Source organism: Brevundimonas sp. (genome assembly GCF_965279155.1).
In the GTDB taxonomy this organism is placed as follows: domain Bacteria; phylum Pseudomonadota; class Alphaproteobacteria; order Caulobacterales; family Caulobacteraceae; genus Brevundimonas.
This window is the reverse complement of the sequence record NZ_OZ257138.1, coordinates 23,427-48,583: the sequence shown is the minus strand read 5'-3', so window position 1 is coordinate 48,583 and position 25,157 is coordinate 23,427. Positions and strand designations below refer to the sequence as shown.

Sequence of the window (25,157 nt, the reverse complement as noted above, 5' to 3'; positions counted from 1 at the left end):
CCCAGCCGACCCGGATGACCTGATGCCGCGTACCCGCCTGACCGCCGCCTGCCTCGCCGCTCTGATGACGACCGCCGCCGCGCCAGCGATGGCCCAGACCTTCCGGTCCACCCCCGTCATCACCGACGCGACCCAGGCGCCGCTGGCCCTGCCCCGCGCCCAGCCGGCCATTCCCGCGCCCCAGGACAAGCCCTATCCCGGCGTCATCCAGTACCGCGCCGACATCACCGATCTGGACCGCCGGATAATCAATGTCAGCCAGACCATACCGGTCACGGGCGCAGGCCCGCTGACCCTGCTGTATCCCAAGTTCCTGCCCGGCAACCATGCCGCCACCGGCCCGATCCAGCTGGTCTCCGGCCTGACCGTGACCGCGAACGGTCAGCGGATCGAGTGGCTGCGCGACACGCTGGACCCCTACGCTTTCCACCTCGATATCCCCGCGGGCGTCACCAGCATCGACGTCGCCTTCCAGCAACTGACCCAGCCCGACAATTCCAACTGGCGCGTGCTGATGACCCCGGCCATGGTCAATCTGCAGTGGGAGAAGGCCATCCTCTATCCGGCCGGCTATTTCAGCCGCCAGATACAGGTCGCACCGAGAGTGGTCCTGCCCGCAGGCTGGAAATACGGCACCGCCCTGACCACGGCGTCCCAGGACGGCGGCGTGGCGACCTTTGCGACTACCGACCTCTACACCCTGATCGACAGCCCCATCTTCGCCGGCGCCCACTACCGCCGCGTCGACATCGACCCGACGGGCGAGCGCGTCCACCTGAACCTGCTGGCCGACGAGGCCAAGGGTCTGGCCGCCACCGACGACCAGCTGAAACTGTTCGAGAACATGGTCCAGCAGGCCGACCGCCTGTTCGGCGCCCGCCACTTCGACAACTACGAATTCCTGTTCGCCCTGACCGATCAGATGGGCGGCATCGGGCTTGAGCATCATCGCTCGTCCGAGAACACCGGGGCGCCCGACTTCTTCACCAACTGGACCAAGAGCGCCGGCGACCGGGGCCTGCTGCCCCACGAATACACCCACTCATGGAACGGCAAGTTCATGCGCCCGGCGGACGAGCTGACCGCCAACCACAACGTCCCGACCCAGAACACCCTGCTGTGGGTCTATGAGGGCCAGACCGAATACTGGGGCGATGTACTGGCCGCCCGTTCCGGCCTGCATTCGAAAGACGTGGCCCTCGCCACCCTGGCCAGCGTCGCCGCCTTCTATGACCAGCAGCCGGGTCGCCAGTGGCGCGCCTTGCAGGACACCAACAACCACAATCTGCTGGGCTATCGCGTGCCGGGCCAGTTCACCTCTTGGATGCGCGGCACGGGCGACTATTACCGCGAAAGCCTGCTGGTCTGGCTGGACGCCGACACCCTGATCCGCGAAGGCACCAACGGCCGCAAGTCGCTGGATGATTTCGCCAAGGGCTTCTTCGGCCACGACGACGGCGAATGGGCGCCTCAGGGCTACACCTTCGAAGACGTCGTCGCGGCTCTGAACGCCGTCTATCCGCACGACTGGGCCACGTTCCTGCGCAGTCGCCTGGACGCCGTCGGCCCCGACGCCAAGGCGCCCCTGGCCGGGATCGAGCGTGGCGGCTGGCGACTGACCTACACCGACACGCCCTCGGCGGCGGAGAAGTCGGTTCAGAGCGGCTGGGCGAACGACTTCCAGTATTCGCTTGGCTTCACCCTGACAGCGGACAAGCTGACCAATATCCGCTGGGGCGGCCCGGCCTTCGAACAAGGAATCGGCGCCGGCTGGAGCCTGGTCGCCGTCAACCGCAAGGCCGGCTCGGCGGAGGTTCTGCGCGACGCCGTCACCGCCGCCAAGGGGACCGACGCCCCCATCGAACTGCTGCTGAAATCTGGCGACCGCTTCCGCACGGTGACCTTCGCCTACCACGACGGCCTGCGCTACCCGCGTCTGGAGCGCATCGAGGGCGCGCCGGACCGCCTGTCGGACATCCTCGCTCCGCGTCGGCGCTGACCCACTTCACCTCCCCATCGGCGAAGGCCGATGGGGAGGACAGGCGATCGCGTCAGCGAGCGCCAGGAGGGGGCGACTCGGCGCCTGAAGCTTGCGCGGTCATCACCACGGTCAGAATCGCCCCCTCCTGATCGCTAGCGCGATCTGTCCTCCCCACGCGCCTTCGCGCGCGGGGAGGTAAGCCCTACTTCAACAAGCCCAGCAACGCCTCGGCCGCTTCACGCGACGAGCCCGGGTTCTGACCCGTCACCAGCTTGCCGTCGACGACGACATACGATCCCCAATCCGGCCCCTTGGAATAGTCGCCGCCATTGGCGATCAGCACATTCTCCACCAGGAACGGCACCACGTCCGTCAGGCCCACAGCCTCCTCTTCGGAGTTGGTGAAACCCGTCACCTTGCGGCCGTTGACCAGCGGCTTGCCGTCCGCGCCGGTCACAGACTTCAGCACGCCAGGCGCATGGCAAACGAATCCGGTCGGCTTGTCCGCCTTGGTGAAGGCCTCGATCAGGGCGATGGATTGCGCATCATTGGCCAGGTCCCACAGCGGTCCGTGACCGCCGGGATAGAAGACCGCGTCGAAATCATCGGCCTTCACCGACGACAGGACGACGGTCGAGGCCAGGGCGGCCTGGGCTTCGGCATCGGCCTTGAAGCGGCGCGTGTCGTCGGTCTGGGCGTCGGCGTCGTCGCTCTTGGGATCCAGCGGCGGCTGTCCGCCCTTGGGCGAGGCCAGCACGACCTGCGCGCCCGCATCCTTCAGCGCGTAATAGGGGGCCGCCAGCTCTTCCAGCCAGAAGCCGGTCTTCTTGCCCGTGTCGCCGAGTTGATCGTGCGACGTCAGCACCAGCAGGATGTTCATTGGGGGAGGCTCCGTCTCTTGGGGTGTCCACAGATGGGAAGCCGAACGCTGCGCCTCAAGGCTGGCCTCCACGGCGAAATCCCCTCACGCTGCTGGCTTGTTCACGAGAGGTGAAATCGCATGAAGCGCTGGATCGGCATGACGGCGGCCCTGCTGGGCGTGATGGCCTTCACCCAGGCGGCCCAGGCCCAAACCCAGGTGTCGTCGCCCTGTGGCATCGGTCAGTCGGGCGCGACCCAGGCCGTCGCCATCGGCCGCACCGGCCGCGCGATGCTGCTCCACCTGCCCGCCGGTTTCGACCCCAGCAAGCCCGCGCCCCTGGTCTTCCTGCTGCACGGCAGCGGCGGCACGGGCGAGAAGATGCTGGCCTCGTCTCGACTGGCGGAAACGGCGGACCGGCACGGCTTCATCGTCGCCGCGCCCGACGCCGGCATTCCGGTGGAGCGGGGCTTCGTTTGGAACATTCCCGGCGTCCCGACCATCACCGGCGCGGTGCCCGGTCCCGCCGACGCCGACGACGTCGCCTATCTGACGACCGCCATCCGGGTGCTCGCGGATCAGGGCTGCGTCGATGACAGCCGCGTCTATGCCACGGGTCTGTCGGGCGGCGGGCGGATGACATCCTGGCTGGGATGCGTCGCGGCCGACCGGTTCGCCGCCATAGCCCCCGTCGTGGGCCTGCGCGCCGGAACCCCCCGCAAGGACCGCCCCGAAGAGCCCGATCCCGCCACCTGCCGCCCCTCGCGCCCCATGCCGGTCATCGCCTTCGCCGGCGACGCTGACACGACCAACCCGATCCAGGGCGGCGGCGCAGGCTACTGGCATTACACCATGCACGCCGCCGAACAGCGCTGGGCCCAGATCAATGGCTGCACCCAAATCCGCGACACCCGCTGGGTCGACGACAAAGTCTATGAGGAAGGCTACGCCGCCTGCCGCGACGGCGCGGACGTGGTGGGCCGAATCACCGCCGGCGGCGGCCACAGCTGGGTCGCCGACAACGACGCCCTCTGGGCCTTCTTCGCCGCCCGGACACGCCCGCAGAACTAAGCGCCTATCCGAGCAGAGGGCAGCAGCTCCCCTACGGCCTCAAGTAGCGCTGCGCGCGATAGGCCAAAAGAAAAACCCGGCGGTTTCCCGCCGGGCCTTTCCGATATTCAGCAAATGACGAAGGTCAGATCTTACTTGATCTGGACCTTGGCGCCGGCTTCCGTCAGCTTCTTGGCGACTTCGTCGGCGTTCTGCTTGGAGACGTTCTCGACGACGTTCTGCGGAGCGCCTTCGACCAGGTCCTTGGCTTCCTTCAGACCCAGGTCCGAACGCACGCCACGGACTTCCTTGATCACGTTGATCTTCTTGTCGCCACCGTCCAGCAGGACGACGGTGAATTCGGTTTGCTCTTCGGCAGCTTCAGCCGGAGCACCGCCACCGGCAGCCGGAGCAGCCATGGCGACGGGAGCAGCGGCGCTGACGCCCCACTTTTCTTCAAGCAGCTTCGACAGTTCAGCAGCTTCGAGAACGGTCAGAGCGGACAGGTCTTCGACGATCTTGGCGAGGTCAGCCATTGTCAGTGTTCCTTCGGAGGATTGGTTTTAGAGAGTGATGCAGAGATGAAAGGCTGGGCCGCTTACGCGGCTTCCTTGGTGGCGTAGGCGTTGAACACGCGAGCCAGTTGACCGGCGGGTGCTTGCAGCACGCCAGCGATACGAGTCGCAGGCGCGTTGAGCAGGCCGATGAGTTGGCTGCGGACTTCGTCGAGCGTCGGGAGCTTGGAAAGAACTTCCACGCCCTTTTGGTCGACGACGGTGTCGCCCATGAAGCCGCCGATGATCTTGAAGCGATCATTGGCCTTGGCGAACTCGGTGGCGACCTTGGCGGCCGTACCGGGGTTCTCGGAATAGGCGATGCCCACGGGACCCTTGAACAGGCCGTGGAATTCGCTGCCTTCTTCGGCTTCGAGCGCCTTCAGCGCCAGGCGGTTCTTGACCACCTTGAACGCGCCGCCTTCTTTACGAAGGCGACCACGCAGATCTTCCATTTCCGCAACGGTCAGACCCAGGTTTTGGGTCACGACCACGGAGCCGGCGTCGGCGAATACGCCCTTGAGCGTTTCGATCGACTCGGCTTTTTGAGCGCGGTCCATTGCGGTCTCCAGTCTTGGTATTCGCCGCCGGGCTTATTCCCGACGACGGATTGGCCAAAGCGCTGTGCATCGCTGCAAAGCGTTAAAGCCGGCCGTATTGTCCGAAGGATGCGTCTGACGGCGTCCGTCCCGGAATGCGGGCTGACAGCGCAGGGTCGCGTCCCCATCTCCCCACGGCGTCAGAGGGCTCTCTGACAGTTATGGCCTGGGTGACCCCCACGCCCCGAAGTTCTCGGACAGGACCGCCAAAGGAATGAACCAGTGACGGGAAGCGGCGCTCTTACAGGGACGCATTACGGAAATCAAGGCAGGGATCGCATGGCCTATGAACTCTACTACTGGCCGACCATCCAGGGGCGCGGCGAATTCGTCCGTCTGGCGCTGGAGGCGGCCGGCGCCGACTATGTCGATGTCTCGCGACAGGACGACGGCGAGGCGATGATGACGCTGATGGCCGACGCCGCCACGCCGCCCTTCGCCCCGCCCTTCCTGCGCCTGAGCGACCGCACCATCGGACAGGTCGCCGCCATCCTGGCCTGGCTGGGTCCGCAACTGGGCCTCAGCCCCAATGGCGACAGCGACCGCGCCTGGCTGAATCAGATCCAGCTGACTTTCGCCGATCTGGTTTCAGAGGCCCACGACACCCACCACCCGGTCGATCTGATGGCCTGGTACGACGATCAGAAGCCCGAGGCCGCCCGGCGCGCCGAGGGCTTTCGCAAGGATCGGATCGCCAAATTCCTGGGCTGGGCCGAACAGGTGCTGGACCGAAATCCGCATGGCTCGGACTGGATGGTGGGCGACCGCCTGACCTATGCCGACCTGTCGCTGTTTCAGGTGGTCGAAGGCCTGACCTACGCCTTTCCCAAGGCGTCGGCCCGCGTCCTGAAGACGACGCCCCACGTGGTCGCCGCCCGCGACCGCGTCGCCGCCTATCTGGCCAGCGAACGCCGCATCCCCTTCAACGAAGACGGCATCTTCCGCCGCTATCCCGAACTGGACGGCTAGCGGGTGGACTTGGCCGCCGTCTGACTCTCCTCGCCACAGTCGAACTGGGCGCAGTATTTGGCCTCGAACTCCTTGAAGAGCCTCGTCATCGCTGTGGTTTCCGCCTCCTGCGAGGCGACACCCAGCGGTATGGTCTTGGCCGCGACCGACCGACCAATGGGACTGCGATAGAAGTCGATCTGAGCGCGTATCTCTTCCTCGCTGAACACCGTGGCGTAGATCGGGGCCAGATCATCCATCAGCCGCGCGGCCATTCTGGTCAGCATCGGCGGCATATTGGTGCGGACCCAAACCGCCTCTTCGCCCTTTTCATCGAGCTTGCCCATCTGCTGGACCATGGCGCGCTCGAACTCCTTGGCGAAGTTCGGTCCCGTCGACAGTTCGAGGAGTTCTCGGGCCAGCACGCTGCGCCGTCCAAGCCCCTCGTCCGGCCGCACGACGACCACCAGCTGGTCGTCGCGTGACGCGCCCGTGTCGCTCTGCGCCTGCGCCGCTGTCGCGGCCACGCCGAGGGCCATCCCCAGCGCAAGAATTCGAATGATGGTCATGAACAGCCTCCCCGCGTCCTTTATCGGCAAGCCACGGCCTGTCTGACCAGCGGAAATCGCTCTGGGGTTGTTCAATCTTCCAGGGGCGTTGCGTCGAAGTCGCGGATCAGGGCGGCCAGGTCGGGTTCGTGAACCAGGTCCGCCGCCTCGCTCAGGCTCATCCAGCGCCGCTCGCGCTGGTGCGCCTCGGGCCAGGCGCCCAGCTGGACCAGCACCTGAAGCGGATAGACCGAGACCACGCACTGGCGCACGCCGCCGTCCTTCAGGCCCTTGGCGTAGCGGAAGACGCCGATGGAGGTCTGATCCATCTCGCCGCGCACCCCGGCTTCTTCCATGGCTTCCTGGGCGGCCGCCTCGGGATCGGTCTTGCCGACCATCCGGCCGCCCTTGGGGATGACCCAGCGGCGGGTCTCGCGCGAGGTGATCATCAGGATCTGACGGCCGTCGTCCGTCAGTCGCCACGGCAAGGCGGCGACCTGACGTGTCTCGGACCGCGCCGTGCGTTTGATGCCCGACGGCATCAGGCGTGATTCCGCGAGGATCGGGTCTTGGGACAGGCCATGCGACGTTTTGCACCAGCGAAGGGGTCAGCCCGTTCCAAAGGTGATCGCGCCGCCTGCGTCAAGTGAACTGACGCAGGCGTCTTATTTTTCGCCGGGCGCCTTGGCATCGGGATCCCCCAGGACGTCCTGTCGATACAGCATGGTGATCAGGGTGTGCAGCACCAGCGCCAGCGGCGTGGCGAACAGCACCCCAAGCGGTCCGAACAGGGTGCCGATCCCCACCACGGCGAAGATGCCCAAAACGACCGGCAGGTTCGCCACGTTCTTCTGCACCATCGGCGTGATGAAGTTGCTCTCCAGCTGGGACACCACGACATAGAGGGCCAGGGTCATCAGGGCGGTCTCCCACCCCTGGGTCGCTCCCACCAGAACCGCCGGAACGGTCGACACGATCGGTCCGACGATGGGCACGAACTGCGCCAGGCCCGTCAACAGACCCAGGCCCAGCGCCGAAGGCACGCCGATGATCGCCAAGCCCACGCCCGTCAGCGTGCCGACCAGCACCATCGAGAACAGTTGCGCCTTCAGCCAGCCCTTCAACGCCTTACCGCAACTGTTCAGCACCTCGCGCAGGCGCGGCCGACGGTCCATCGGAACCATCGACAGCAGGCCTTCGCGCGACTTGGCCGGTTCGATGGCCAAGAACACGCCCGCGACGATCACCAGAACCAGAGTCGTGACGCCGGAGGCGAAGCCCAGCGCGAACTTCTGCGCCACCTGCAGAGCCTGGCCGGCGCGCCCGCCCAGACCTTGCAGCTGCTCCAGCAACTGCGCGGCATAGGGCTGGGCCTGGATCCACGACTGAACCTGGTCCCAACCCTGAGGCACGACGGCGGACAAGGCCACGACCTGCTCGGTGATCTGGGCGCCGAACAGGGTCAGTATCCCCGCCAGCACGGCCACAACGATCAGCAGAGACAGAAACACCGCCAACGGATCCGGCGCCTTTAGCCAGCGCACGATGGGATCGGCCAGCGCTCGCAGGATCACCGCCACCACGATGGCGCCGAAGATCAGCAGCCACAGAGTCTGCAACGTCACGATCAGCTGGACCGCAAAATAGGCCGAGACCAGCACGATGGCGCCGAACGCCAGCCGCCCCTTCCACGGGTCGCCACCACCCGCACGCAGGCCCACACCAGGCTTGTCGCCCATCAATTTTCCCAGTCCGAACATGTCGCCCCCTTCAAGGTCGCGACAGGAACGCAGTTCGAACGTGGCCGTTCGCCGCACCCGATAATAAAGTCAGTGGGGGTCGGACGACCGCGCATCATAGGCCGTCTGGGCCGCCGCGACCTGGGGCATCTGGGTTTCGGCCCAGTCGATCATCGACTGCATGGCGGCCATCAGGGTGCAGCCCAACGGCGTCACCGCATAGGTCACGGACACCGGCACGGTCGCCACGACGGATCGCGACACCAAGCCGTCACGCTCCAGCGACTTCAACGTCTGGCTCAGCATCTTCTGCGACACCCCATCGACCCGCTGCTTCAGGGCGTTGAACCGGATCGGCCCCTCGCCCAGCACGATCAGGATCAGGGTGCTCCACTTGTCCGCGATCCGGTCCAGCAACTGCCGCGTCGGACAGTTCGCCGCGAACACGTCGCCGCGCGTCCAGGTTTCCTGAAGGTGACCAGGTGTCTGAAAGGTGCCGTCTTGCATGGCTGCATCCCATAGCGCACCTGGTATCCATTGGATACCCAAAGGAGCCCTCCATGAAAGTCGCAGTCCTCGGCGCCAGCGGTCGCGCCGGCTCGGAAATCACCAAGGAACTCGCCGCGCGCGGCCATGTCGTCACCGCCATCGCGCGTAAACCCGACACCATCCCCGCCGCCGACGGCGTCACGCCAGTTTCGGGCGACGCCTCGGACGCCGCCGCGCTCGCTGAGCTGATCAAGGGTTCGGACGCCGTCATCAGCGCCCTGCACTTCGACGTGCCGGCCGAGACGGTTCTGACGGCGCTGAAGGCCGCCGGCGTGCCTCGCCTGCTCGTCACCGGCGGCGCCGCCAGCCTGGAGGTCGCGCCCGGCGTCCGCCTGATCGACACCCCAGAGTTCCCCGAGGAATGGAAGGTCTTCGCCCAGGGCGGCATCGTCTTCCTGGATACCCTGCGCCACGAGACGGACATCGACTGGACCTTCTTCTCGCCCGCCGCCGTGATCGAGGAAACGCCCCGCCTGGGCCATTTCCGCACCGGAACCGACCAACTGGTCGTGGACGACAAGGGCGAGAGCAAGATCGGCTTTTCCGACTACGCCATCGCCATGGTGGACGAGCTGGAAAACCCCCAGCACAGCCGCGCCCGCTTCACTGCGGCCTACTGAAAACTATTGCGCCGCCTGGCCGCGCGCTGCGACGGCCATGGCGGCCTTCATCTCACGCCTCTGCTCCGGCGAGCATTCCAATCGATTGCACATCTGGTCGCCCATATCGGCCATCAGCTCCGGCATGATGCCTTGAATAGCCGTCGCGATCCGGGGCGCCGCAGCATAACTCTTGCTCATCAGCGAGCGGCCGACGTCGCTCTGGTAGAAGGCGACGAGAGCCTGCAACTCCTCCAATGTGAAGATGTCGGCATAGATCGGCGCACTGACCTCGAACATCCGGGGCAACATGCTCGCGGTCGCCTCAGCCATCGCCTCGCGAACCTCTGTCGCCTGTTCCGCCGACAGGGTGGTCGATTCCGGCATCATCATCGCCATCATCTGACCCAGAGACGCACCCAACTGCTCGCCCTGGATCAGGGCGATGAACTTGTTGGCCAGAGCCAGTTTTTCGGTCGAAACGTCGGTCGTCTCGGCCATGGCCGACGGTGCGGTCACCAACGTTAAGGCCAGGATCAGGCCGCCGATCAGTCGTTTCATCTCATCCCCCCAGTCAGGCGCGCATCCTGACGGCTGGGACCATATCCGGGCAAGAAAAAACGGCGGGGATCGCTCCCCGCCGTTCTTCAGTACCAGTTGCCTTTAGGCTTAGGCGCCCAGTGAGGACGGGTCGACCTTGATGCCCGGGCCCATCGTCGAAGACAGGCTGATGCGTTTCACATAGGTGCCCTTGGCGCCCGACGGCTTGGAACGCACCAGGGCGTCCACGATAGCCTTCACGTTGGCTTCCAGAGCGTCCTGAGTGAACGAGACCTTGCCGATGCCGGCGTGGACGATGCCCGCCTTCTCGACGCGGAACTCGACGGCGCCGCCCTTGGCGTCCTTGACGGCCTGGGCCACGTTCGGGGTCACGGTGCCGACCTTGGGGTTCGGCATCAGGCCGCGCGGGCCCAGCACCTTACCCAGACGGCCGACCAGGGCCATCATGTCCGGCGACGCGATCACGCGGTCGAACTCCATGAAGCCGCCGGCGATCTTCTCGTACAGATCTTCGGCGCCGACGTGTTCAGCGCCGGCTGCGGTGGCTTCGGCGGCCTTGGCGTCCTTGGCGAAGACGGCGACGCGAACGTCACGGCCGGTGCCCGACGGCAGGTTCACCACGCCACGGACCTGTTGGTCGGCGTGACGCGGATCGACGCCCAGGTTGACGGCGATCTCAAGGGATTCGTCGAACTTGGACTTGGCGTTTTCCTTGGCCAGCTTGATGGCGTCGGAGAACGGCAGCAGGTCTTGGCTGACGCCGGTGCGGGCTTTTTGAGCCTTGGTTTGCTTGGCCATGGTTTAGCCCTCCACCACTTCGAGGCCCATCGCGCGGGCGGAGCCTTCGATGATCTTGGTCGCGGCGTCGAGGTCGTTCGCGTTCAGATCTTTCATCTTCTTTTCAGCGATCTCGCGCAGTTGCGAAACCTTGACCGTACCGGCCGTCTCGCGACCGACCAGCTTGGAGCCCGACTTCAGGCCCGTGGCCTGCTTCAGGTACCAGGTCGCCGGCGGCGTCTTGGTCAGGAAGGTGAACGACTTGTCCTGATAGACGGTGATCACGGTCGGAAGCGGGGTGCCCTTGGCTTCCTTCTCGGTGCGCGCGTTGAACTCCTTGCAGAAGCCCATGATGTTCACGCCGCGTTGACCCAGAGCCGGGCCGATCGGGGGCGAAGGCGTGGCCGAACCGGCCGGCACTTGCAGTTTGATATAGCCGAGAATTTTCTTGGCCATTGGTCTCTCCTATGAATGACCCGGCGAACGAACGCAGGGCCGGTGAGCCGTGGTGCGGCATGGCTGCCTCCCACGGATTTGACGCTCCGCGAACCGAGGCCCGCCGAGCGAAGGCGCGCGTGTAACAGAGGGGGGCGGTAAAGGCAACGCGGGAGCGTCACCTCCCCGTCGGCGAAGGCCGATGGGGAGGACAGGCGGCGCGGAGCGACGCCAGGAGGGGGTGACTTGGTCTCTGCCCAGATGCGCTGTCATCACGGCTGCCCGAGTCGCCCCCGCCTGACCGCTACGCGGTCTGTCCTCCCCATGCCCCTCCGCGCATGGGGAGGTGAAACGAAAGAAGCCGCGCCCTTTCGGACGCGGCTTCGAAATCGCGACGGGCGTTAAGAGCCTCAGCCCGAAACCTTCTCCACCTGGGCGTATTCCAGCTCGACCGGCGTAGCGCGGCCGAAGATGGAAACGGCGACGCGCAGGCGGGCGTGTTCTTCGTCCACGCTCTCGACCGAACCGTCGAAGCTGGCGAACGGGCCGTCGATGACCTTGACCTTCTCGCCGATGTCGAAGCGGATCGTGGGCTTCGGACGTTCGACGCCTTCTTCCACCTGACCGATGATGTTCTGAACTTCACGTTCCGAGACCGGCAGAGGCTTGGTGCCGCCCGCGGCGCCCAGGAAGCCGGTGACCTTCGGGGTGTTCTTGACCAGGTGATAGGCCTGGTCGGTCATTTCCATCTTCACCAGCACATAGCCGGGGAAGAACTTGCGTTCCGAGTTCACCTTGCGGCCGCGACGGATCTCGACGACGTCCTCAGTCGGAACCAGGATTTCGGAGAAGGCGTCTTCCAGACCCTGCTGCTTGGCTTGGTCGCGAATCTGCTCCGCCACCTTCTTCTCGAAGTTCGAGTAGGCGTTGACGATATACCACTTGTGGCGCGGATTGGCGGGCTTTGCGGGCGCTGCATCGGTCATGGGCGCGTCTTTCTCAGGATCCGAGAGCGATGATGTAGCGGAAGGCGAAGCCCAGGCCGGTGTCCACGATCCAGAAGAAGATCGCGGCGATGATAACCATGATGAAGACCATCACCGAGGTGATCCAGGTCTCCTTGCGGCTGGGCCATACGATCTTGCGGCCCTCGGCGCGAACCTGGCTGAAGAACTGGCCGGGGCTGGTGCGGGGCTTCTTGGGCTCGGGCGAATCGACCGTGATGGCGGCGGCGCCCGCGGCTTGCGGCTTGGCGCCGATCTGCGGCTTTGCGTTGCCCTGAGGCCGCTTGCCGGGAGTTTTGGCCTTGGCCATCAGTTGCTCTTCACACAATTGTTCCTGTCGCCCCAGATGGGAAGTCCCATCCGGAAGCGACAGGGGGGATTGGCAGGAGTTGGGGGACTCGAACCCACGACCCCCGGTTTTGGAGACCGGTGCTCTACCAGCTGAGCTAAACTCCTAGACAACCGCTCGAACCCGGAGGTCCGTGCGTTCGCCAGAGGGGGGCGTATGCCCGACACCGCCCTGCATTTCAAGGGCGATGTGACACTTGCACCTAGTCTTCCTTGTGCGCGGCGATGGCGTCCCGCTCTTCCTGAGCCTGGATCAGTTCCTTGAAGATCAGCTTGTCGATGCGGCGGTCGTCCATGTCGACGACCTCGACCTCGAATCGGCCGACCTGGACCACTTCGCCCTCATCCGGCACGCGCGACAGCTGGTGCAGAATCAGGCCGGCGACGGTGTGGTAGCCCTCGTGATCGCCAAAATCCTCGCCCAGCTTGTCGGCCAGTTCGTCCAGGTGCGTCTGACCATCGACCAGCCAGCTGCCATCGGCGCGCTGATGGATCCAGGCCTGTTCCTCGTCGTGACCCTCGTTGAAGTCGCCGGCGATCATTTCCAGGATGTCGGTCGCCGTCACCACGCCTTCGAAGGCGCCGTATTCATCGACGATGAAGGCCATATGGACCTTGGAGCCCTTCAGGATCTCCAGCGCCTTCAGCACCGAGGTCGACTGGGGAATGAAGGCCGGTTCGGCGACCAGCGGCTCGATGTCGAACTTGCCATGCGTCAGCAGGCTGTCCAGCAGGTCCTTCTTGTGGACCACGCCCAGCGGATTATCGACGTCGCTCTCGCGCGCCACCACGATCCGCGAATAGGGGCAGGTGCGAATCTCTTCGCGCAGCATCTCCTCGGGGTCGTCCAGCGCGATCCAGAAGACGTCGTGGCGCGGCGTCATGGCCACCCGCACAGGGCGGTCGCCCAGGCGCAGGATTTCCTCGATCATCACCTGTTCTTCGGGCTCGATCAGGCCGGCCGAGGTGCCTTCCGCCAGGATGGTCGCCACCTCTTCCTGGGTCACGTCCGAACCGTCGCGGTCCTTGACGCCCAGCAGCTTCAGAATGCCCGAGGTCGAGGCGGTCAGCAGCAGCACGAACGGCTTCAGCACGATCGCCATCTTGGAGATCGGCCCCGCCATCTTGGACGCCACGGCTTCCGGGAAGATCAGGGCGATCCGTTTGGGCACCAGTTCGCCGACGATCAGCGACACATAGGTGATGCACACGACCACCAGGGCCGTGGCGAAGACTTCGGTGTATCGCGCCAGCGCCGGGAAGCTGACTTCCAGAATACGATCCAACTCGCCCGCGATGGTCGCCTGACCATAGGCGCCCGCCAGAATGCCGATAAGGGTGATGCCGACCTGAACGGCGGACAGGAACTGAGTCGGTTCTTCCGACAGCTTCAGCGCCGCCCTGGCCCCCCGGTCTCCCCGTTCCGCCCTCGCCTGAAGTTTGGATCTCCGCGAGGAAACGACCGCCAATTCAGTCATGGCGAACAAGCCGTTAAGCACCACCAGGAGCAGAACGACGACAATAGCGATGAGTAACATCTAGGGGGGTGTGGGGACCGACGCGGCGCAACATCCGGCGTCCGCAGCGCTACAATAGGGCAGGATCGCGACCAGCGCCACGTTTTCCTTTGAGCCTCAGCCCGCCCGCCCCGCATCGACCGAGCCGTAAGCCCCCGAAACCGGCCGGCCGTCGGTGTCATACTGGGTCGCGCAGGCGCTCATGCCCAGAACGGTGCCGATGAAAAGACCCAGGCGGATGGCGCGTCGCATTTGGTTACCGAAAAGTTAACGTCCGTACCGAACGTAAACCCCCGTTCCAGGTTGCTGGCAAGACGGCTCGCGCGATGGGCGAACAAACTCCTCCCCACTCCCCACTCCCCACTCTCCGCCCTTCCCTCTCCCATTGGGAGAGGGCTTGAGCGCCCGAGAGCGCAGCGATCGGCCTTGCGTGAAAGGGTGAGGGTCGTCCGTATGACCGGTCCAAAGCAAAGCGGCCCCCGGATCGCTCCGGGGGCCGCTCTGTTACGCTTACTCTTTTGGTCGGCCTATGCTCGCCTCGCGGAGGCTCGCGGCTTGAGGCCGTCTTAACTACTCGACGATCTTCGCCACGACGCCGGCGCCGACGGTGCGGCCGCCTTCACGGATGGCGAAGCGCAGGCCCTGATCCATGGCGATCGGGGTGATCAGTTCGACGTTCAACTCGGCGTTGTCGCCGGGCATGATCATCTCGACGCCTTCCTTCAGGTGAACGATGCCGGTCACGTCCGTGGTGCGGAAGTAGAACTGCGGGCGATAGTTCGTGAAGAACGGGGTGTGACGCCCGCCTTCTTCCTTGGTCAGGATGTAGGCTTCGGCCAGGAACTTGGTGTGCGGCGTGATGGAGCCCGGCTTGCACAGCACTTGGCCGCGCTCGACGTCTTCACGCTTGGTGCCGCGCAGCAGAACGCCGACGTTGTCGCCAGCTTGACCCTGGTCCAGCAGCTTGCGGAACATTTCGACGCCCGTGCAGGTCGTCTTCTGGACCGGACGGATGCCGACGATTTCGACTTCTTCACCGACCTTGACGATACCCTTTTCGACGCGACCCGTGACCACGGTGCCGCGGCCCGAGATCGAGAACACGTCTTCGACCGGCATCAGGAAGGGCAGGTCCAGGGGACGCGCCGGCTGCGGGATGTAGTCATCCACAGTCTGCATCAGTTCGAGAACGCGCTGTTCGCCGATTTCCGGGTTCACGCCGTCGGTCGCGGCCTTGGCCGAGCCCTTGGTGATCGGAATGTCGTCGCCGGGGAACTGATACGAGCTCAGCAGCTCGCGCACTTCCATCTCGACCAGCTCAAGCAGTTCTTCGTCGTCGACCAGATCGACCTTGTTCATGAAGACCACCAGGGCCGGCACGCCGACCTGACGGGCAAGCAGGATGTGCTCGCGGGTCTGAGGCATCGGGCCGTCGGCGGCCGAAACCACCAGGATCGCGCCGTCCATCTGCGCCGCGCCGGTGATCATGTTCTTCACATAGTCGGCGTGGCCGGGGCAGTCGACGTGGGCGTAGTGACGGTTGGCCGTCTCATATTCCACGTGCGCGGTGTTGATCGTGATGCCGCGGGCCTTTTCTTCGGGCGCAGCATCGATGTCGGCGTAGTTCATCGCCTTGCCGCCGCTCGCCTTGGCCAGCGCCATCGTGATCGCAGCCGTCAGCGTCGTCTTGCCATGGTCAACGTGACCAATCGTGCCGATGTTGCAATGCGGCTTGTTCCGTTCGAACTTTTCCTTGGCCATTTTCTAGCTCCTAAGGTCCCCGAACCGGGGTTCCTGCAGTTTGGGGGTTAAGGACGCCCGGTCCTTACGGTCCGGGCGCATATAGGTCCGCTTTCCGAAAAGGGAAAGCTTAGGCGTACTTCTTGATCACTTCGTCGGCGACGTGTTGCGGCACCGGCTCGTAGTGATCGTATTGCATCGTGAACTGGGCGCGGCCCTGCGACATGCCGCGCAGAGTGTTCACATAGCCGAACATGTTGGCCAGCGGCACGAAGGCGTTCACGACGGTGGCGTTGCCGCGCATGTCCTGACCCTGGATCATGCCGCGACGGCCGTTCAGGTCGCCGATGACCGAGCCGAGGTATTCCTCGGGGGTCACGACCTCGACCGCCATGATCGGCTCAAGCAGCTTCGGCGCGCCCTTTTCCTTCAGTTCGCGGAAGGCGGCGCGGGCCGCGATTTCGAACGCCAGCACGCTGGAGTCGACGTCGTGGTATTTGCCGTCCGTCAGGGTCGCCTTGAAGTCGATCAGCGGGAAGCCCGCCAGCAGACCCGAATCCTTGATGGAGTTCAGGCCCTTTTCGACGCCGGGGATGTATTCCTTGGGCACTGCGCCGCCGACGATCGAGTTCTCGAACACGAAGCCCGAGCCCGGCTCGCCGGGTTCGAAGGTCAGCATGACGCGGGCGAACTGGCCCGTACCGCCGGTCTGCTTCTTGTGGGTGTAGTCGATGTCGACCTTGCGGCCCAGCGATTCGCGATAGGCGACCTGCGGCGCGCCGATGGTGGCCTCGACCTTGTAGGTGCGCTTCAGGATGTCGATCTTGATGTCTAGGTGAAGCTCGCCCATGCCCTTCAGGATCGTCTGGCCCGACTCGTGGTCGGTTGAGACGGTGAAGGACGGATCTTCCGAAGCCAGCTTGGCCAGGGCGACGCCCAGCTTCTCCTGGTCGGCCTTGGTCTTGGGCTCGACCGAGATCTCGATGACCGGGGCCGGGAACTCCATCTTCTCCAGGATGACGGGCGACTTCAGCGGATCGCACAGGGTGTCGCCGGTGCGGGTGTCCTTCAGGCCGGCCAGGGCGACGATGTCGCCGGCGTAGGCTTCCTTGACGTCTTCACGGTTGTTGGAGTGCATCTGCAGCATCCGGCCGACGCGCTCTTTCTTGTCGCGACTGGAGTTCAGCAGGCTCATGCCCGTTTCCATCTTGCCCGAGTACAGGCGGCAGAAGGTCAGCGAGCCGACGAAGGGGTCGTCCATGATCTTGAAAGCCAGGACCGAAAGGGGCTCGTCGTCCGACGCCTTGCGAACGACCGGCTCTTCAGTCTTGAAGTCGATGCCCGGCGTCGGCGGGATGTCCAGCGGCGACGGCAGGTAGTCGACGACGGCGTCCAGCAGCGTCTGCACGCCCTTGTTCTTGAAGGCCGAGCCGCACAGGATCGGATAAAAGGCGCCGGTCAACACGGCCTTACGGATGCACTTCTTCAGCACTTCGACCGAAGGCTCGGTGCCTTCGAGGTAGGCTTCCATCGCCTCATCGTCCAGCTCGACGGCGTTGTCGATCAGGTATTGGCGGGCTTCGTTGGCCTTGTCGACCAGGTCAGCCGGGATCTCGCCGACGGTGAAGTTGGCGCCCAGGGCGTCGTTGTCCCAGACGACGGAACGCATTTCGACGATGTCGACCAGGCCGGTCAGCGAGGACTCGGAACCGATCGGGAACTGGATCGGCACGGCCTTGGCGCCCAGGCGGTCGCGGATCGACTGGACCGAGGCGTCGAAGTCGGCGCCGATCTTGTCCATCTTGTTGACGAAGACGATGCGCGGCACCGAATATTTGTCGGCCTGGCGCCAGACGGTTTCCGTCTGCGGCTCGACGCCGGCGTTGCCGTCCAGCACCGTCACGGCGCCGTCGAGCACGCGCAGCGAACGCTCGACTTCAATGGTGAAGTCCACGTGGCCGGGGGTGTCGATGATGTTGAGGCGCTTTTCTTTCCAGAAAGCGGTCGTCGCGGCGGACGTGATCGTGATGCCGCGTTCCTGCTCCTGGTCCATCCAGTCCATGGTCGCGGCGCCGTCGTGGACTTCGCCGATCTTATGGTTCTTGCCGGTGTAATACAGGATCCGCTCGGTCGTCGTCGTCTTGCCCGCATCGATGTGGGCCATGATGCCGAAGTTGCGGTAGTCCTTGAGCGCGTGCGTGCGGGCCATGAAAGCGTGCCTTGCCAGAAATTCGGGCGCCACCGGCGCCCTTTGGGAATGTTCTCAGGACGCGGACAGCGCCCTCGGGAGATCGGTCTGTGCGGATAAGCGAGCGCGGGCGATTTAGCTCAAACCGCCCGCGCCGGATAGTCTTAGATAGTGACCGCAGTTGGCGGTTTTAAGACGCTTACCAGCGATAGTGGCTGAAGGCGCGGTTGGCTTCGGCCATCTTGTGGGTGTCTTCGCGCTTCTTGACCGCGGTGCCGCGGTTGTTCGAGGCGTCCAGCAGCTCGGCGGCCAGCTTTTCCGTCATGGTGTTCTCGCCACGCTTGCGCGCAGCATTGACCAGCCAGCGGATCGCCAAGGCGCGACGGCGCTCGGGGCGGACTTCGACGGGCACCTGATAGGTGGCGCCGCCGACGCGACGCGACCGGACTTCGACCGACGGTGCGACATTGTCCAGAGCGGCGTGGAAGGTCGCGACCGGCTCCTGGTCTTTCTTCTTGTCGGCCAGGATATCAAAGGCGCCATAGACGATGTTTTCGGCGACGGCCTTCTTACCTTCGTACATGACGTAGTTCATGAACTTGGTGACGATCAGGTCCCCGAACTTGGGATCCGGCAGAACTTCACGCTTCTGGGCGCGGTGACGACGCGACATAGGTTATTCCTTGCAGTGCCCGGCGCTCGCCGGGAAGATCTCGAAAAGGTCTCCGGGCGCGACGGCCCGGAGAGGAATGGCTTACTTCGGACGCTTGGCGCCGTAGTGCGAACGACGCTGCTTGCGGTCCTTGACGCCTTGCGTATCGAGCACGCCGCGCAGGATGTGGTAGCGAACGCCGGGAAGGTCCTTCACGCGGCCGCCGCGGATCAGAACAACCGAGTGTTCCTGAAGGTTGTGGCCTTCACCGGGGATGTAGCAAACGGCTTCGTAGCCGTTCTTGGCCAGACGGACCTTGGCGACCTTACGCAGAGCCGAGTTGGGCTTCTTCGGGGTCGTGGTGTAGACGCGGGTGCAGACGCCGCGACGCTGGGGCGAACCCTCCAGAGCCGGCACCTTGTTACGGGTGGGCTTGGGCTTGCGCGGCTTGCGGATCAGTTGGTTGATCGTAGGCATTCGAAACTTATCTCGACTTCTGATGGAGGCGTGTGTCTTTCGACCGAAGCGCCTCTCGCCTTCTTGTGAACGGGGGACCATCCCCTCGCCCGGGTGTCATCGAGACTGATACCGTAACGACAAACAGCCCCGGTTCGCCTCGGCGAACCGAGAAACACAAAGGGCCGGAACGCGCGCTTTGGGCGTTCCGGCGGCGCACAGGCCGTCCGTTAAGTTGTCACGATCTCAGCAACCGGCGAACCGGCCACGCCTCGAAAGTGGGCGGCTTCTACGCGCGATAGGGGCCAAGGTCAAGAAGGCGCTAATCCGCCAGCCGGAACGGTATGGAGAGCCGCATCTTATCGCCCGGCTTTGCCTGTCCTCTCGGGGCCTTGGTCGTCGAGGCGATTCTCAGCGCCGCCTGCCCAAATCCCTGTCCAGCCGGATTCTCGGTGAGTATCGAACACGCAGACAAAGATCGGTCTCGCGCAATGACGCATTCCATTGTGACAAAACCCTCTGGCGAGGAAGGTGCCAAGCTGCGGCCGACCACGTGCGTCCCATCAGGCAGGACTGTAACAGGCGGCGTCGCACACGCACTCAGGGCGATCATTCCGGCCGACATCACAAGCGCTGTCTTTTTCATATTCGATCATCCCCCAGTCGGCCCGAAAGCGGCCATGCTTCTAGCACAGCTTGCGTGGGATCAAGGGGGACGACGCATTGGCGTTTACGCAGGCTAGCCGGCCCGACTGGCGCAAGGCGGGGCTGGCGACGGCCTCGGTCGCCATCAACACGGCCCTGATCGCCTTCCTGTCTTTCACGGCCCCCGGCATCAAGAGGCCCGCCGTCGTCGCGGAACCGCCGCCGATCTACGTCGAGATCACCCCGCGCCCTCTCCTGCCAGACGAGCAGCCGCGTATCCCGGTCCAGACGCCCCCCGCCAGCGACGCCACGAAGACGCCTCGCAACGCCCGCGAGGTCGTCGCCGCCCCCTCTGCACGCCCGGAGACTCTCCAGGACATCCGCCCCGCGCCCCTCCGCCCCCGCATCGCCGCGCCCTCGCCCCAGGGCGTCCCTGCCCCGCCCGACGCCTGGACCGTAAATCCTAATGACCGTTCGAACGCCATGGCCCGCACCCTGCGTCAGGGCCTGATCGGCTGCTCCACGCCCCAACAACTCAGCACTGCCGAGCGCGCCAACTGTCGCGAGGACGCCATGCGGCGCGGCCTCAACGCCGCCCCCATCACCGGCACCGGCAATCCCGAGCGCGACGCCGCCTTCGCCCGCGAGGGTGCGCGTCGTCTGGCTCAGTGGGAGGCGCAGCGCCGTCCACTGTCCGGCGGTGTAGGCGTGGTCGGCCCGGCGGACTGCGTCGGCTCGAATTTCGGCACCGGGTGTGCCGGCGCTCAGTTGAACCCGTCGCTCGCCCCCGATTCCAGCCGCAACGTCCAGACCCGCCGCGATGGCTACCGGGCCGGCGGCGTACCGATCACGCCCGGCGCTTCCGCGCCGATGGAGCGCTGGAAGGACTGAGCCGTCAGTGGTCCTGGCAGTAGGCGTCGTGCATGGCCGCGCCGAGGTTGAGCATCATCGTCTTGGCTTCCACCAAGACCCAGATCGACAACATGATCGCCGTCAGGCCCCACAGAATCGTATCTGATTTCTTCGCAGCGCTCACGACGCCCTCCAAAACACTTACAGTTTATCTCGCCACAACCGCTTTCCCGTCAAGCCATAGAAAAAGGGCGGCGCCGTCGCCGGCGCCGCCCTCTTCATGTCTTCGCTTCCGAAACGGAAGATCAGCTTTCGCTGCTCTCCAGCTCCAGTTGCAGATCGGCCGGCAACGGCTCGATCGAGTCTTCGCGGGCCTGGGTCAGCTCTGCATCGCGATCGTTGGCGATCTTCTGCAGGGAGCGCAGGTAGGCGCCGGTGCCTGCCGGGATCAGTCGGCCGACGATGACGTTTTCCTTCAGGCCTTCCAGCATGTCCTTCTTGCCGTGGACCGAGGCGTCGGTGAGGACGCGGGTGGTCTCCTGGAACGACGCCGCCGAGATGAAGCTGCGGGTCTGCAGCGACGCCTTGGTGATGCCCAGCAGAACGGGCTGGGTGGTCGCCAGACGGCCGCCACGCTTCTCGACCTTCTGGTTTTCCAGAACGGCTTCGGCGACTTCGACGGTGTCGCCGCGGATCAGGGTGGTTTCACCCGAATCCAGGACTTCGACCTTCTGCAGCATCTGACGCACGATGACTTCGATGTGCTTGTCGTTGATCGGCACGCCTTGCAGTCGATAGACCTCCTGCACTTCGTTCACCAGATACTCGGCCAGCGCCTCGACGCCCTGGATGCGCAGCAGGTCGTGCGGATCCGGGTTGCCGTCGATGATGTAGTCGCCCTTCTGGATCAGGTCGCCGTCCTGAACGGAGATATACTTGCCCTTCGGGATCAGGAACTCGACCGGTTCGGCCTGCACGCCGTCGGCGTTGACTTCCGGCGTGATCTTGATGCGGCGCTTGTTCTTGTAGTCGCGACCGAATTCGACGCGACCATCCATCTCGGCGATGACCGCGCAGTCCTTGGGACGGCGAGCTTCGAACAGTTCGGCGACGCGCGGCAGACCGCCGGTGATGTCGCGGGTCTTGGCGCCTTCGGTCGGAACGCGGGCGATGATCTCGCCCGGCTTGACCTCGTCGCCGTTCGACACGGACAGAACCGCGCCCACGGGCAGCAGGTAACGGGCGTCTGAGCCCGAGGCCAGCTTGGCGTAGCCGTCACCCAGGGTGACGCCCATGGCCGGACGCAGGTCCGAACCGCGCGGGCTGGCGCGCCAGTCGCTGACGACGCGCTGGGCGATGCCCGTCGCTTCGTCTGTTTCTTCCTTGACCGACAGGCCTTCGACCAGATCCTCGAAGCGGATGATGCCGCCGACTTCCGTCAGGATCGGGGTGGTGTAGGGGTCCCACTCCGCCAAACGTTGGTTCTTCTTGACCTCGCTGCCTTCCTTGACGCGGATTCGGGCGCCGTAAGGGGCCTTGTGCGTCTCGCGATCCTTGCCGTCCACGACCACGGTCACGATGACGTTGCGGCTCATGGAGACCAGGTCGCCGTGGGCGGCGATGACGGTCGGGCCGGTGATCTTGGCCACGCCGGCGTTGGTCGCCTCCATGAAGGAGGTTTCCGCAACCTGCGCCGTACCGCCGATGTGGAAGGTCCGCATGGTCAGCTGGGTGCCAGGCTCGCCGATGGACTGGGCGGCGATGACGCCGACCGCTTCGCCGATGTTGACGTTGGTGCCGCGCGCCAGGTCACGCCCGTAGCAGTGGGCGCAGATGCCGGCTTCCGCCTCGCAGGTCAGGGCCGAACGGACCTTGACCGACTGGACGCCGGCGGCCTCGACGACCTCCGCGACCTCTTCCACCAGATAGGTGTCGGCGGGGAACAGGACGTTATCGGTGCCCGGCTCCTTGATGTCCTCGGCCGCATAGCGACCCAGGATGCGCTGACCCAGCGAGACCAGCACGTCGCCGCCTTCCATGACCGCCCGCAGCGTGATGCCGCGCGTCGAGCCACAGTCGATCTCGGTGACGATGCTATCCTGCGCTACGTCCACCAGACGACGGGTCAGGTAACCCGAGTTGGCGGTCTTCAGCGCGGTGTCGGCCAGACCCTTACGGGCGCCGTGGGTGGAGTTGAAGTATTCAAGGACGGTCAGGCCTTCCTTGAAGTTCGAGGTGATCGGCGTCTCGATGATCTCGCCGGAAGGCTTGGCCATCAGGCCGCGCATGCCGCCCAGCTGCTTCATCTGCGCCTGCGAGCCACGGGCGCCGGAGTTGGCCATCATGAACACCGAGTTGATGTCGGGGTTTTCACCCTCGATCAGCACGCGCGGTTGCGCGATCTCGGCCATCATGGCGTCGGCGATCCGGTCCGTCGCCTTGGACCAGGCGTCGACCACCTTGTTGTACTTCTCGCCGCGCGTGATCAGGCCGTCGGCGTACTGTTGTTCGTACTCCTCGACCTGGGTGCGGGTCTCGGCGACCAGCTCGACCTTCTTGGCCGGGATCACGATGTCGTCCTTGCCGAACGAGATGCCGGCCTTGGCGGCTTCGCGGAAGCCCAGGCCCATCATCTGGTCGGCGAAGATCACCGTCGCCTTCTGACCGCAGTGGCGATAGACCACGTCGATCAGATTGCCGATTTCCTTCTTGGTCAGGTTCTTTTCGAGCAGGCGATAGCCGACGTTCGGGTTGCGCGGCAGCAGGGCCGCCAGCTTCATCCGGCCCGGCGTGGTGTCGATCACCTTGGTGATCTCCTTGCCTTCGGCGTCTTGTTCCGTCCAGCGCGCCTTGATGCGCGTGTGCAGGGTGACGACCTTGGCGTCCAGGGCGGCGTCGATCTCGCCGATGTTGGCGAACAGCTTGCCTTCACCCGGCTCGCCGTCCTTGACCAGCGACAGATAGTACAGGCCCAGGACGATGTCCTGCGACGGCACGATGATCGGCTTGCCGTTGGCGGGCGACAGGATGTTGTTCGTCGACATCATCAGGACGCGTGCTTCCAACTGGGCCTCAAGGCTCAGCGGGACGTGAACGGCCATCTGGTCGCCGTCGAAGTCGGCGTTGAACGCCGTACAGACCAGCGGGTGAAGGCGGATGGCCTTGCCCTCGATCAGCTTGGGCTCGAACGCCTGGATGCCCAGGCGGTGAAGCGTCGGCGCGCGGTTCAGCAGGACCGGGTGTTCGCGGATGACCTCGTCCAGGATGTCCCAGACGGCGGGTTGCTCGCGCTCGACCATGCGCTTGGATTGCTTGACGGTACCCGACAGGCCCTTGGCGTCAAGACGCGCATAGATGAACGGCTTGAACAGCTCCAGCGCCATCTTCTTGGGCAGGCCGCACTCGTGCAGCTTCAGTTCCGGTCCCACGGTGATGACCGAACGGCCCGAATAGTCGACGCGCTTGCCCAGAAGGTTCTGACGGAAGCGACCCTGCTTGCCCTTCAGCATGTCGGCCAGCGACTTCAGCGGACGCTTGTTGGCGCCCGTGATGACGCGACCGCGACGGCCGTTGTCGAACAGCGCATCGACGGACTCTTGCAGCATCCGCTTTTCGTTGCGGATGATGATGTCCGGCGCACGGAGCTCCATCAGGCGCTTCAGGCGGTTGTTGCGGTTGATGACGCGGCGATACAGGTCGTTCAGGTCGGAGGTCGCGAAACGACCGCCGTCCAGCGGCACCAGCGGACGCAGTTCCGGCGGGATGACCGGCACGATCGTCAGGATCATCCACTCGGGCTTGTTGCCCGATTCCAGGAAGGCCTCGATCAGCTTCAGGCGCTTGGACGCCTTCTTGGCCTTCATTTCCGACGGGCTGTCCGCCAGCTCGCCACGGTGCTTTTCAGCCTCGGCGTGCAGGTCGATGCCCATCAGCAGGTTGCGGACGGCCTCGGCGCCGATCTCGGCGGTGAAGCCGTCATCGCCGAACTCTTCCTGGTAACGATAGAACTCGTCTTCCGTCAGCAATTGGTTCTGCTTCAGCGGGGTCAGGCCCGGCTCGGTGACGATGTAGTTCTCGAAATACAGGACGCGCTCCACGTCCTTCAGCGCCATGTCCAGCATCAGCGAGATGCGCGACGGCAGCGACTTCAGGAACCAGATGTGGGCGACAGGGGCGGCCAGGTCGATGTGACCCATGCGCTCGCGGCGAACGCGGGCCAGCGTGACTTCGACGCCGCACTTCTCGCAGATGATGCCCTTGTACTTCATGCGCTTGTACTTGCCGCACAGGCATTCGTAGTCCTTGGTCGGGCCAAAGATACGGGCGCAGAACAGGCCGTCACGCTCGGGCTTGAACGTACGGTAGTTGATGGTTTCCGGCTTCTTGATCTCGCCGAACGACCACGACCGGATCTTCTCCGGCGAGGCCAGGGCGATCTTGATCTGGTCGAAGGTCGGGGTGACCGGGACCGGGTTGAAGATGTTCAGGACTTCCTGGTTCATCTTGGTTTCCTTCTGCAGCCGAGGGCTGCGTAAAATCTTTTCAGAGGGGGAACG

25 protein-coding genes and 1 tRNA gene are annotated in these 25,157 nt (G+C 64.8%); 5 read left to right on the top strand and 21 right to left on the bottom strand.

Annotation, left to right across the window (positions count from 1 at the left end; genetic code table 11):
* Positions 1-22: 22 nt before the first annotated feature.
* On the top strand, positions 23-1,999 hold the full coding sequence (locus ACQY72_RS00220; protein ID WP_428154900.1) for a M61 family metallopeptidase: 1,977 nt from the start codon (positions 23-25) through the stop codon (positions 1,997-1,999).
* A 184-nt stretch (positions 2,000-2,183) separates the two neighbouring features.
* Here ACQY72_RS00220 and ACQY72_RS00215 read toward each other — a convergent pair whose 3' ends face one another.
* Positions 2,184-2,861, bottom strand: a complete 678-nt coding sequence (locus ACQY72_RS00215) for a type 1 glutamine amidotransferase domain-containing protein (protein WP_428154898.1) — start codon at positions 2,859-2,861, stop codon at positions 2,184-2,186.
* A 120-nt stretch (positions 2,862-2,981) separates the two neighbouring features.
* Here ACQY72_RS00215 and ACQY72_RS00210 point away from each other — a divergent pair, with 120 nt between their 5' ends.
* The gene (locus ACQY72_RS00210) at positions 2,982-3,911 is read left to right on the top strand and encodes an alpha/beta hydrolase family esterase (protein ID WP_428154897.1); all 930 of its coding nucleotides are present in this window, start codon (positions 2,982-2,984) and stop codon (positions 3,909-3,911) included.
* A gap of 131 nt (positions 3,912-4,042) precedes the next feature.
* On the opposite strand, the gene rplL is transcribed toward ACQY72_RS00210, so the two are convergent.
* Both rplL and rplJ read right to left on the bottom strand, forming a co-directional pair.
* Positions 4,043-4,426, bottom strand: a complete 384-nt coding sequence (rplL, locus tag ACQY72_RS00205; RefSeq protein ID WP_135193045.1) for a 50S ribosomal protein L7/L12 — start codon at positions 4,424-4,426, stop codon at positions 4,043-4,045.
* Positions 4,427-4,488: 62 nt separating this feature from the next.
* Complete coding sequence (gene rplJ, locus ACQY72_RS00200) at positions 4,489-5,004, bottom strand: 50S ribosomal protein L10 (protein ID WP_135193046.1); 516 nt, start codon at positions 5,002-5,004, stop codon at positions 4,489-4,491.
* A 318-nt stretch (positions 5,005-5,322) separates the two neighbouring features.
* On the opposite strand from rplJ, the gene ACQY72_RS00195 reads away from it, so the two are divergent.
* On the top strand, positions 5,323-6,012 hold the full coding sequence (locus ACQY72_RS00195) for a glutathione S-transferase (RefSeq protein ID WP_428154895.1): 690 nt from the start codon (positions 5,323-5,325) through the stop codon (positions 6,010-6,012).
* Here the strand turns inward: ACQY72_RS00195 and ACQY72_RS00190 are convergent.
* The 4 genes from ACQY72_RS00190 to ACQY72_RS00175 form a co-directional block, all read right to left on the bottom strand.
* Positions 6,009-6,560: a DUF2059 domain-containing protein gene (locus ACQY72_RS00190; protein WP_428154893.1), complete on the bottom strand. Its 552-nt coding sequence runs from the start codon at positions 6,558-6,560 to the stop codon at positions 6,009-6,011. The genes ACQY72_RS00195 and ACQY72_RS00190 overlap by 4 nt on opposite strands.
* A gap of 71 nt (positions 6,561-6,631) precedes the next feature.
* Positions 6,632-7,081 carry an NUDIX hydrolase gene (locus ACQY72_RS00185; protein ID WP_428154892.1) on the bottom strand — a complete coding sequence of 150 codons (450 nt, stop codon included), beginning with the start codon at positions 7,079-7,081 and terminating at the stop codon, positions 6,632-6,634.
* Between the two features lie 123 nt (positions 7,082-7,204).
* Positions 7,205-8,278 (bottom strand): AI-2E family transporter, encoded by a 1,074-nt coding sequence (locus tag ACQY72_RS00180; protein ID WP_428154891.1) that lies wholly within the window; start codon positions 8,276-8,278, stop codon positions 7,205-7,207.
* A 90-nt stretch (positions 8,279-8,368) separates the two neighbouring features.
* Complete coding sequence (locus tag ACQY72_RS00175) at positions 8,369-8,785, bottom strand: winged helix-turn-helix transcriptional regulator (RefSeq protein WP_428154890.1); 417 nt, start codon at positions 8,783-8,785, stop codon at positions 8,369-8,371.
* A gap of 53 nt (positions 8,786-8,838) precedes the next feature.
* Between ACQY72_RS00175 and ACQY72_RS00170 the strand changes: the two genes are divergently transcribed.
* Positions 8,839-9,447, top strand: a complete 609-nt coding sequence (locus ACQY72_RS00170; RefSeq protein ID WP_428154888.1) for an NAD(P)-dependent oxidoreductase — start codon at positions 8,839-8,841, stop codon at positions 9,445-9,447.
* 3 nt (positions 9,448-9,450) lie between these two features.
* On the opposite strand, the gene ACQY72_RS00165 is transcribed toward ACQY72_RS00170, so the two are convergent.
* From ACQY72_RS00165 to rpsL, 12 genes are all read right to left on the bottom strand, one after another.
* The gene (locus ACQY72_RS00165) at positions 9,451-9,987 is read right to left on the bottom strand and encodes a DUF2059 domain-containing protein (protein ID WP_428154887.1); all 537 of its coding nucleotides are present in this window, start codon (positions 9,985-9,987) and stop codon (positions 9,451-9,453) included.
* A 108-nt stretch (positions 9,988-10,095) separates the two neighbouring features.
* On the bottom strand, positions 10,096-10,785 hold the full coding sequence (rplA, locus tag ACQY72_RS00160) for a 50S ribosomal protein L1 (RefSeq protein ID WP_135193052.1): 690 nt from the start codon (positions 10,783-10,785) through the stop codon (positions 10,096-10,098).
* Between the two features lie 3 nt (positions 10,786-10,788).
* Positions 10,789-11,220, bottom strand: a complete 432-nt coding sequence (rplK, locus tag ACQY72_RS00155) for a 50S ribosomal protein L11 (RefSeq protein WP_135193053.1) — start codon at positions 11,218-11,220, stop codon at positions 10,789-10,791.
* A gap of 389 nt (positions 11,221-11,609) precedes the next feature.
* The gene (nusG, locus tag ACQY72_RS00150) at positions 11,610-12,185 is read right to left on the bottom strand and encodes a transcription termination/antitermination protein NusG (RefSeq protein WP_159844899.1); all 576 of its coding nucleotides are present in this window, start codon (positions 12,183-12,185) and stop codon (positions 11,610-11,612) included.
* A gap of 13 nt (positions 12,186-12,198) precedes the next feature.
* The gene (gene secE / locus ACQY72_RS00145; RefSeq protein WP_372692053.1) at positions 12,199-12,513 is read right to left on the bottom strand and encodes a preprotein translocase subunit SecE; all 315 of its coding nucleotides are present in this window, start codon (positions 12,511-12,513) and stop codon (positions 12,199-12,201) included.
* Positions 12,514-12,583: 70 nt separating this feature from the next.
* Positions 12,584-12,659: transfer RNA gene (locus ACQY72_RS00140), tRNA-Trp, on the bottom strand.
* A gap of 95 nt (positions 12,660-12,754) precedes the next feature.
* Complete coding sequence (locus tag ACQY72_RS00135) at positions 12,755-14,089, bottom strand: hemolysin family protein (protein WP_428154886.1); 1,335 nt, start codon at positions 14,087-14,089, stop codon at positions 12,755-12,757.
* 96 nt (positions 14,090-14,185) lie between these two features.
* Positions 14,186-14,320, bottom strand: a complete 135-nt coding sequence (locus ACQY72_RS00130; RefSeq protein WP_428154884.1) for a hypothetical protein — start codon at positions 14,318-14,320, stop codon at positions 14,186-14,188.
* Positions 14,321-14,638: 318 nt separating this feature from the next.
* Entirely contained in the window at positions 14,639-15,829 is a 1,191-nt protein-coding gene (gene tuf / locus ACQY72_RS00125; RefSeq protein WP_135195311.1) for an elongation factor Tu, read from the bottom strand.
* 109 nt (positions 15,830-15,938) lie between these two features.
* Positions 15,939-18,017, bottom strand: coding sequence for an elongation factor G (gene fusA / locus ACQY72_RS00120; protein WP_135195310.1), 2,079 nt, complete (start codon positions 18,015-18,017; stop codon positions 15,939-15,941).
* A 178-nt stretch (positions 18,018-18,195) separates the two neighbouring features.
* Entirely contained in the window at positions 18,196-18,669 is a 474-nt protein-coding gene (gene rpsG, locus ACQY72_RS00115) for a 30S ribosomal protein S7 (RefSeq protein ID WP_135195309.1), read from the bottom strand.
* A gap of 81 nt (positions 18,670-18,750) precedes the next feature.
* Positions 18,751-19,125 (bottom strand): 30S ribosomal protein S12, encoded by a 375-nt coding sequence (gene rpsL / locus ACQY72_RS00110; protein WP_008260482.1) that lies wholly within the window; start codon positions 19,123-19,125, stop codon positions 18,751-18,753.
* 702 nt (positions 19,126-19,827) lie between these two features.
* Here rpsL and ACQY72_RS00105 point away from each other — a divergent pair.
* Positions 19,828-20,640, top strand: coding sequence for a hypothetical protein (locus ACQY72_RS00105; protein ID WP_428154882.1), 813 nt, complete (start codon positions 19,828-19,830; stop codon positions 20,638-20,640).
* A gap of 4 nt (positions 20,641-20,644) precedes the next feature.
* Here the strand turns inward: ACQY72_RS00105 and ACQY72_RS00100 are convergent, their stop codons facing one another.
* Positions 20,645-20,785, bottom strand: a complete 141-nt coding sequence (locus ACQY72_RS00100) for a hypothetical protein (RefSeq protein WP_428154880.1) — start codon at positions 20,783-20,785, stop codon at positions 20,645-20,647.
* Positions 20,786-20,906: 121 nt separating this feature from the next.
* Positions 20,907-25,103, bottom strand: a complete 4,197-nt coding sequence (rpoC, locus tag ACQY72_RS00095) for a DNA-directed RNA polymerase subunit beta' (protein ID WP_346495970.1) — start codon at positions 25,101-25,103, stop codon at positions 20,907-20,909.
* Positions 25,104-25,157 lie beyond the last annotated feature (54 nt).

What these genes read in the sequence shown, in the direction of transcription:
- fusA (WP_135195310.1), bottom strand. Translation starts at nt 18,017, where the DNA reads ATGGCCCGCACGCACGCGCTCAAGGACTACCGCAACTTCGGCATCATG.
- rpoC (WP_346495970.1), bottom strand. Translation starts at nt 25,103, where the DNA reads ATGAACCAGGAAGTCCTGAACATCTTCAACCCGGTCCCGGTCACCCCG.
- ACQY72_RS00135 (WP_428154886.1), bottom strand. Translation starts at nt 14,089, where the DNA reads ATGTTACTCATCGCTATTGTCGTCGTTCTGCTCCTGGTGGTGCTTAAC.
- ACQY72_RS00180 (WP_428154891.1), bottom strand. Translation starts at nt 8,278, where the DNA reads ATGGGCGACAAGCCTGGTGTGGGCCTGCGTGCGGGTGGTGGCGACCCG.
- ACQY72_RS00130 (WP_428154884.1), bottom strand. Translation starts at nt 14,320, where the DNA reads ATGCGACGCGCCATCCGCCTGGGTCTTTTCATCGGCACCGTTCTGGGC.
- ACQY72_RS00190 (WP_428154893.1), bottom strand. Translation starts at nt 6,560, where the DNA reads ATGACCATCATTCGAATTCTTGCGCTGGGGATGGCCCTCGGCGTGGCC.
- rplK (WP_135193053.1), bottom strand. Translation starts at nt 11,220, where the DNA reads ATGGCCAAGAAAATTCTCGGCTATATCAAACTGCAAGTGCCGGCCGGT.
- ACQY72_RS00175 (WP_428154890.1), bottom strand. Translation starts at nt 8,785, where the DNA reads ATGCAAGACGGCACCTTTCAGACACCTGGTCACCTTCAGGAAACCTGG.
- ACQY72_RS00220 (WP_428154900.1), top strand. Translation starts at nt 23, where the DNA reads ATGCCGCGTACCCGCCTGACCGCCGCCTGCCTCGCCGCTCTGATGACG.
- ACQY72_RS00210 (WP_428154897.1), top strand. Translation starts at nt 2,982, where the DNA reads ATGAAGCGCTGGATCGGCATGACGGCGGCCCTGCTGGGCGTGATGGCC.
- tuf (WP_135195311.1), bottom strand. Translation starts at nt 15,829, where the DNA reads ATGGCCAAGGAAAAGTTCGAACGGAACAAGCCGCATTGCAACATCGGC.
- ACQY72_RS00215 (WP_428154898.1), bottom strand. Translation starts at nt 2,861, where the DNA reads ATGAACATCCTGCTGGTGCTGACGTCGCACGATCAACTCGGCGACACG.
- rplL (WP_135193045.1), bottom strand. Translation starts at nt 4,426, where the DNA reads ATGGCTGACCTCGCCAAGATCGTCGAAGACCTGTCCGCTCTGACCGTT.
- rplJ (WP_135193046.1), bottom strand. Translation starts at nt 5,004, where the DNA reads ATGGACCGCGCTCAAAAAGCCGAGTCGATCGAAACGCTCAAGGGCGTA.
- ACQY72_RS00170 (WP_428154888.1), top strand. Translation starts at nt 8,839, where the DNA reads ATGAAAGTCGCAGTCCTCGGCGCCAGCGGTCGCGCCGGCTCGGAAATC.
- rplA (WP_135193052.1), bottom strand. Translation starts at nt 10,785, where the DNA reads ATGGCCAAGCAAACCAAGGCTCAAAAAGCCCGCACCGGCGTCAGCCAA.
- secE (WP_372692053.1), bottom strand. Translation starts at nt 12,513, where the DNA reads ATGGCCAAGGCCAAAACTCCCGGCAAGCGGCCTCAGGGCAACGCAAAG.
- rpsL (WP_008260482.1), bottom strand. Translation starts at nt 19,125, where the DNA reads ATGCCTACGATCAACCAACTGATCCGCAAGCCGCGCAAGCCCAAGCCC.
- ACQY72_RS00195 (WP_428154895.1), top strand. Translation starts at nt 5,323, where the DNA reads ATGGCCTATGAACTCTACTACTGGCCGACCATCCAGGGGCGCGGCGAA.
- ACQY72_RS00165 (WP_428154887.1), bottom strand. Translation starts at nt 9,987, where the DNA reads ATGAAACGACTGATCGGCGGCCTGATCCTGGCCTTAACGTTGGTGACC.
- nusG (WP_159844899.1), bottom strand. Translation starts at nt 12,185, where the DNA reads ATGACCGATGCAGCGCCCGCAAAGCCCGCCAATCCGCGCCACAAGTGG.
- ACQY72_RS00185 (WP_428154892.1), bottom strand. Translation starts at nt 7,081, where the DNA reads ATGCCGTCGGGCATCAAACGCACGGCGCGGTCCGAGACACGTCAGGTC.
- rpsG (WP_135195309.1), bottom strand. Translation starts at nt 18,669, where the DNA reads ATGTCGCGTCGTCACCGCGCCCAGAAGCGTGAAGTTCTGCCGGATCCC.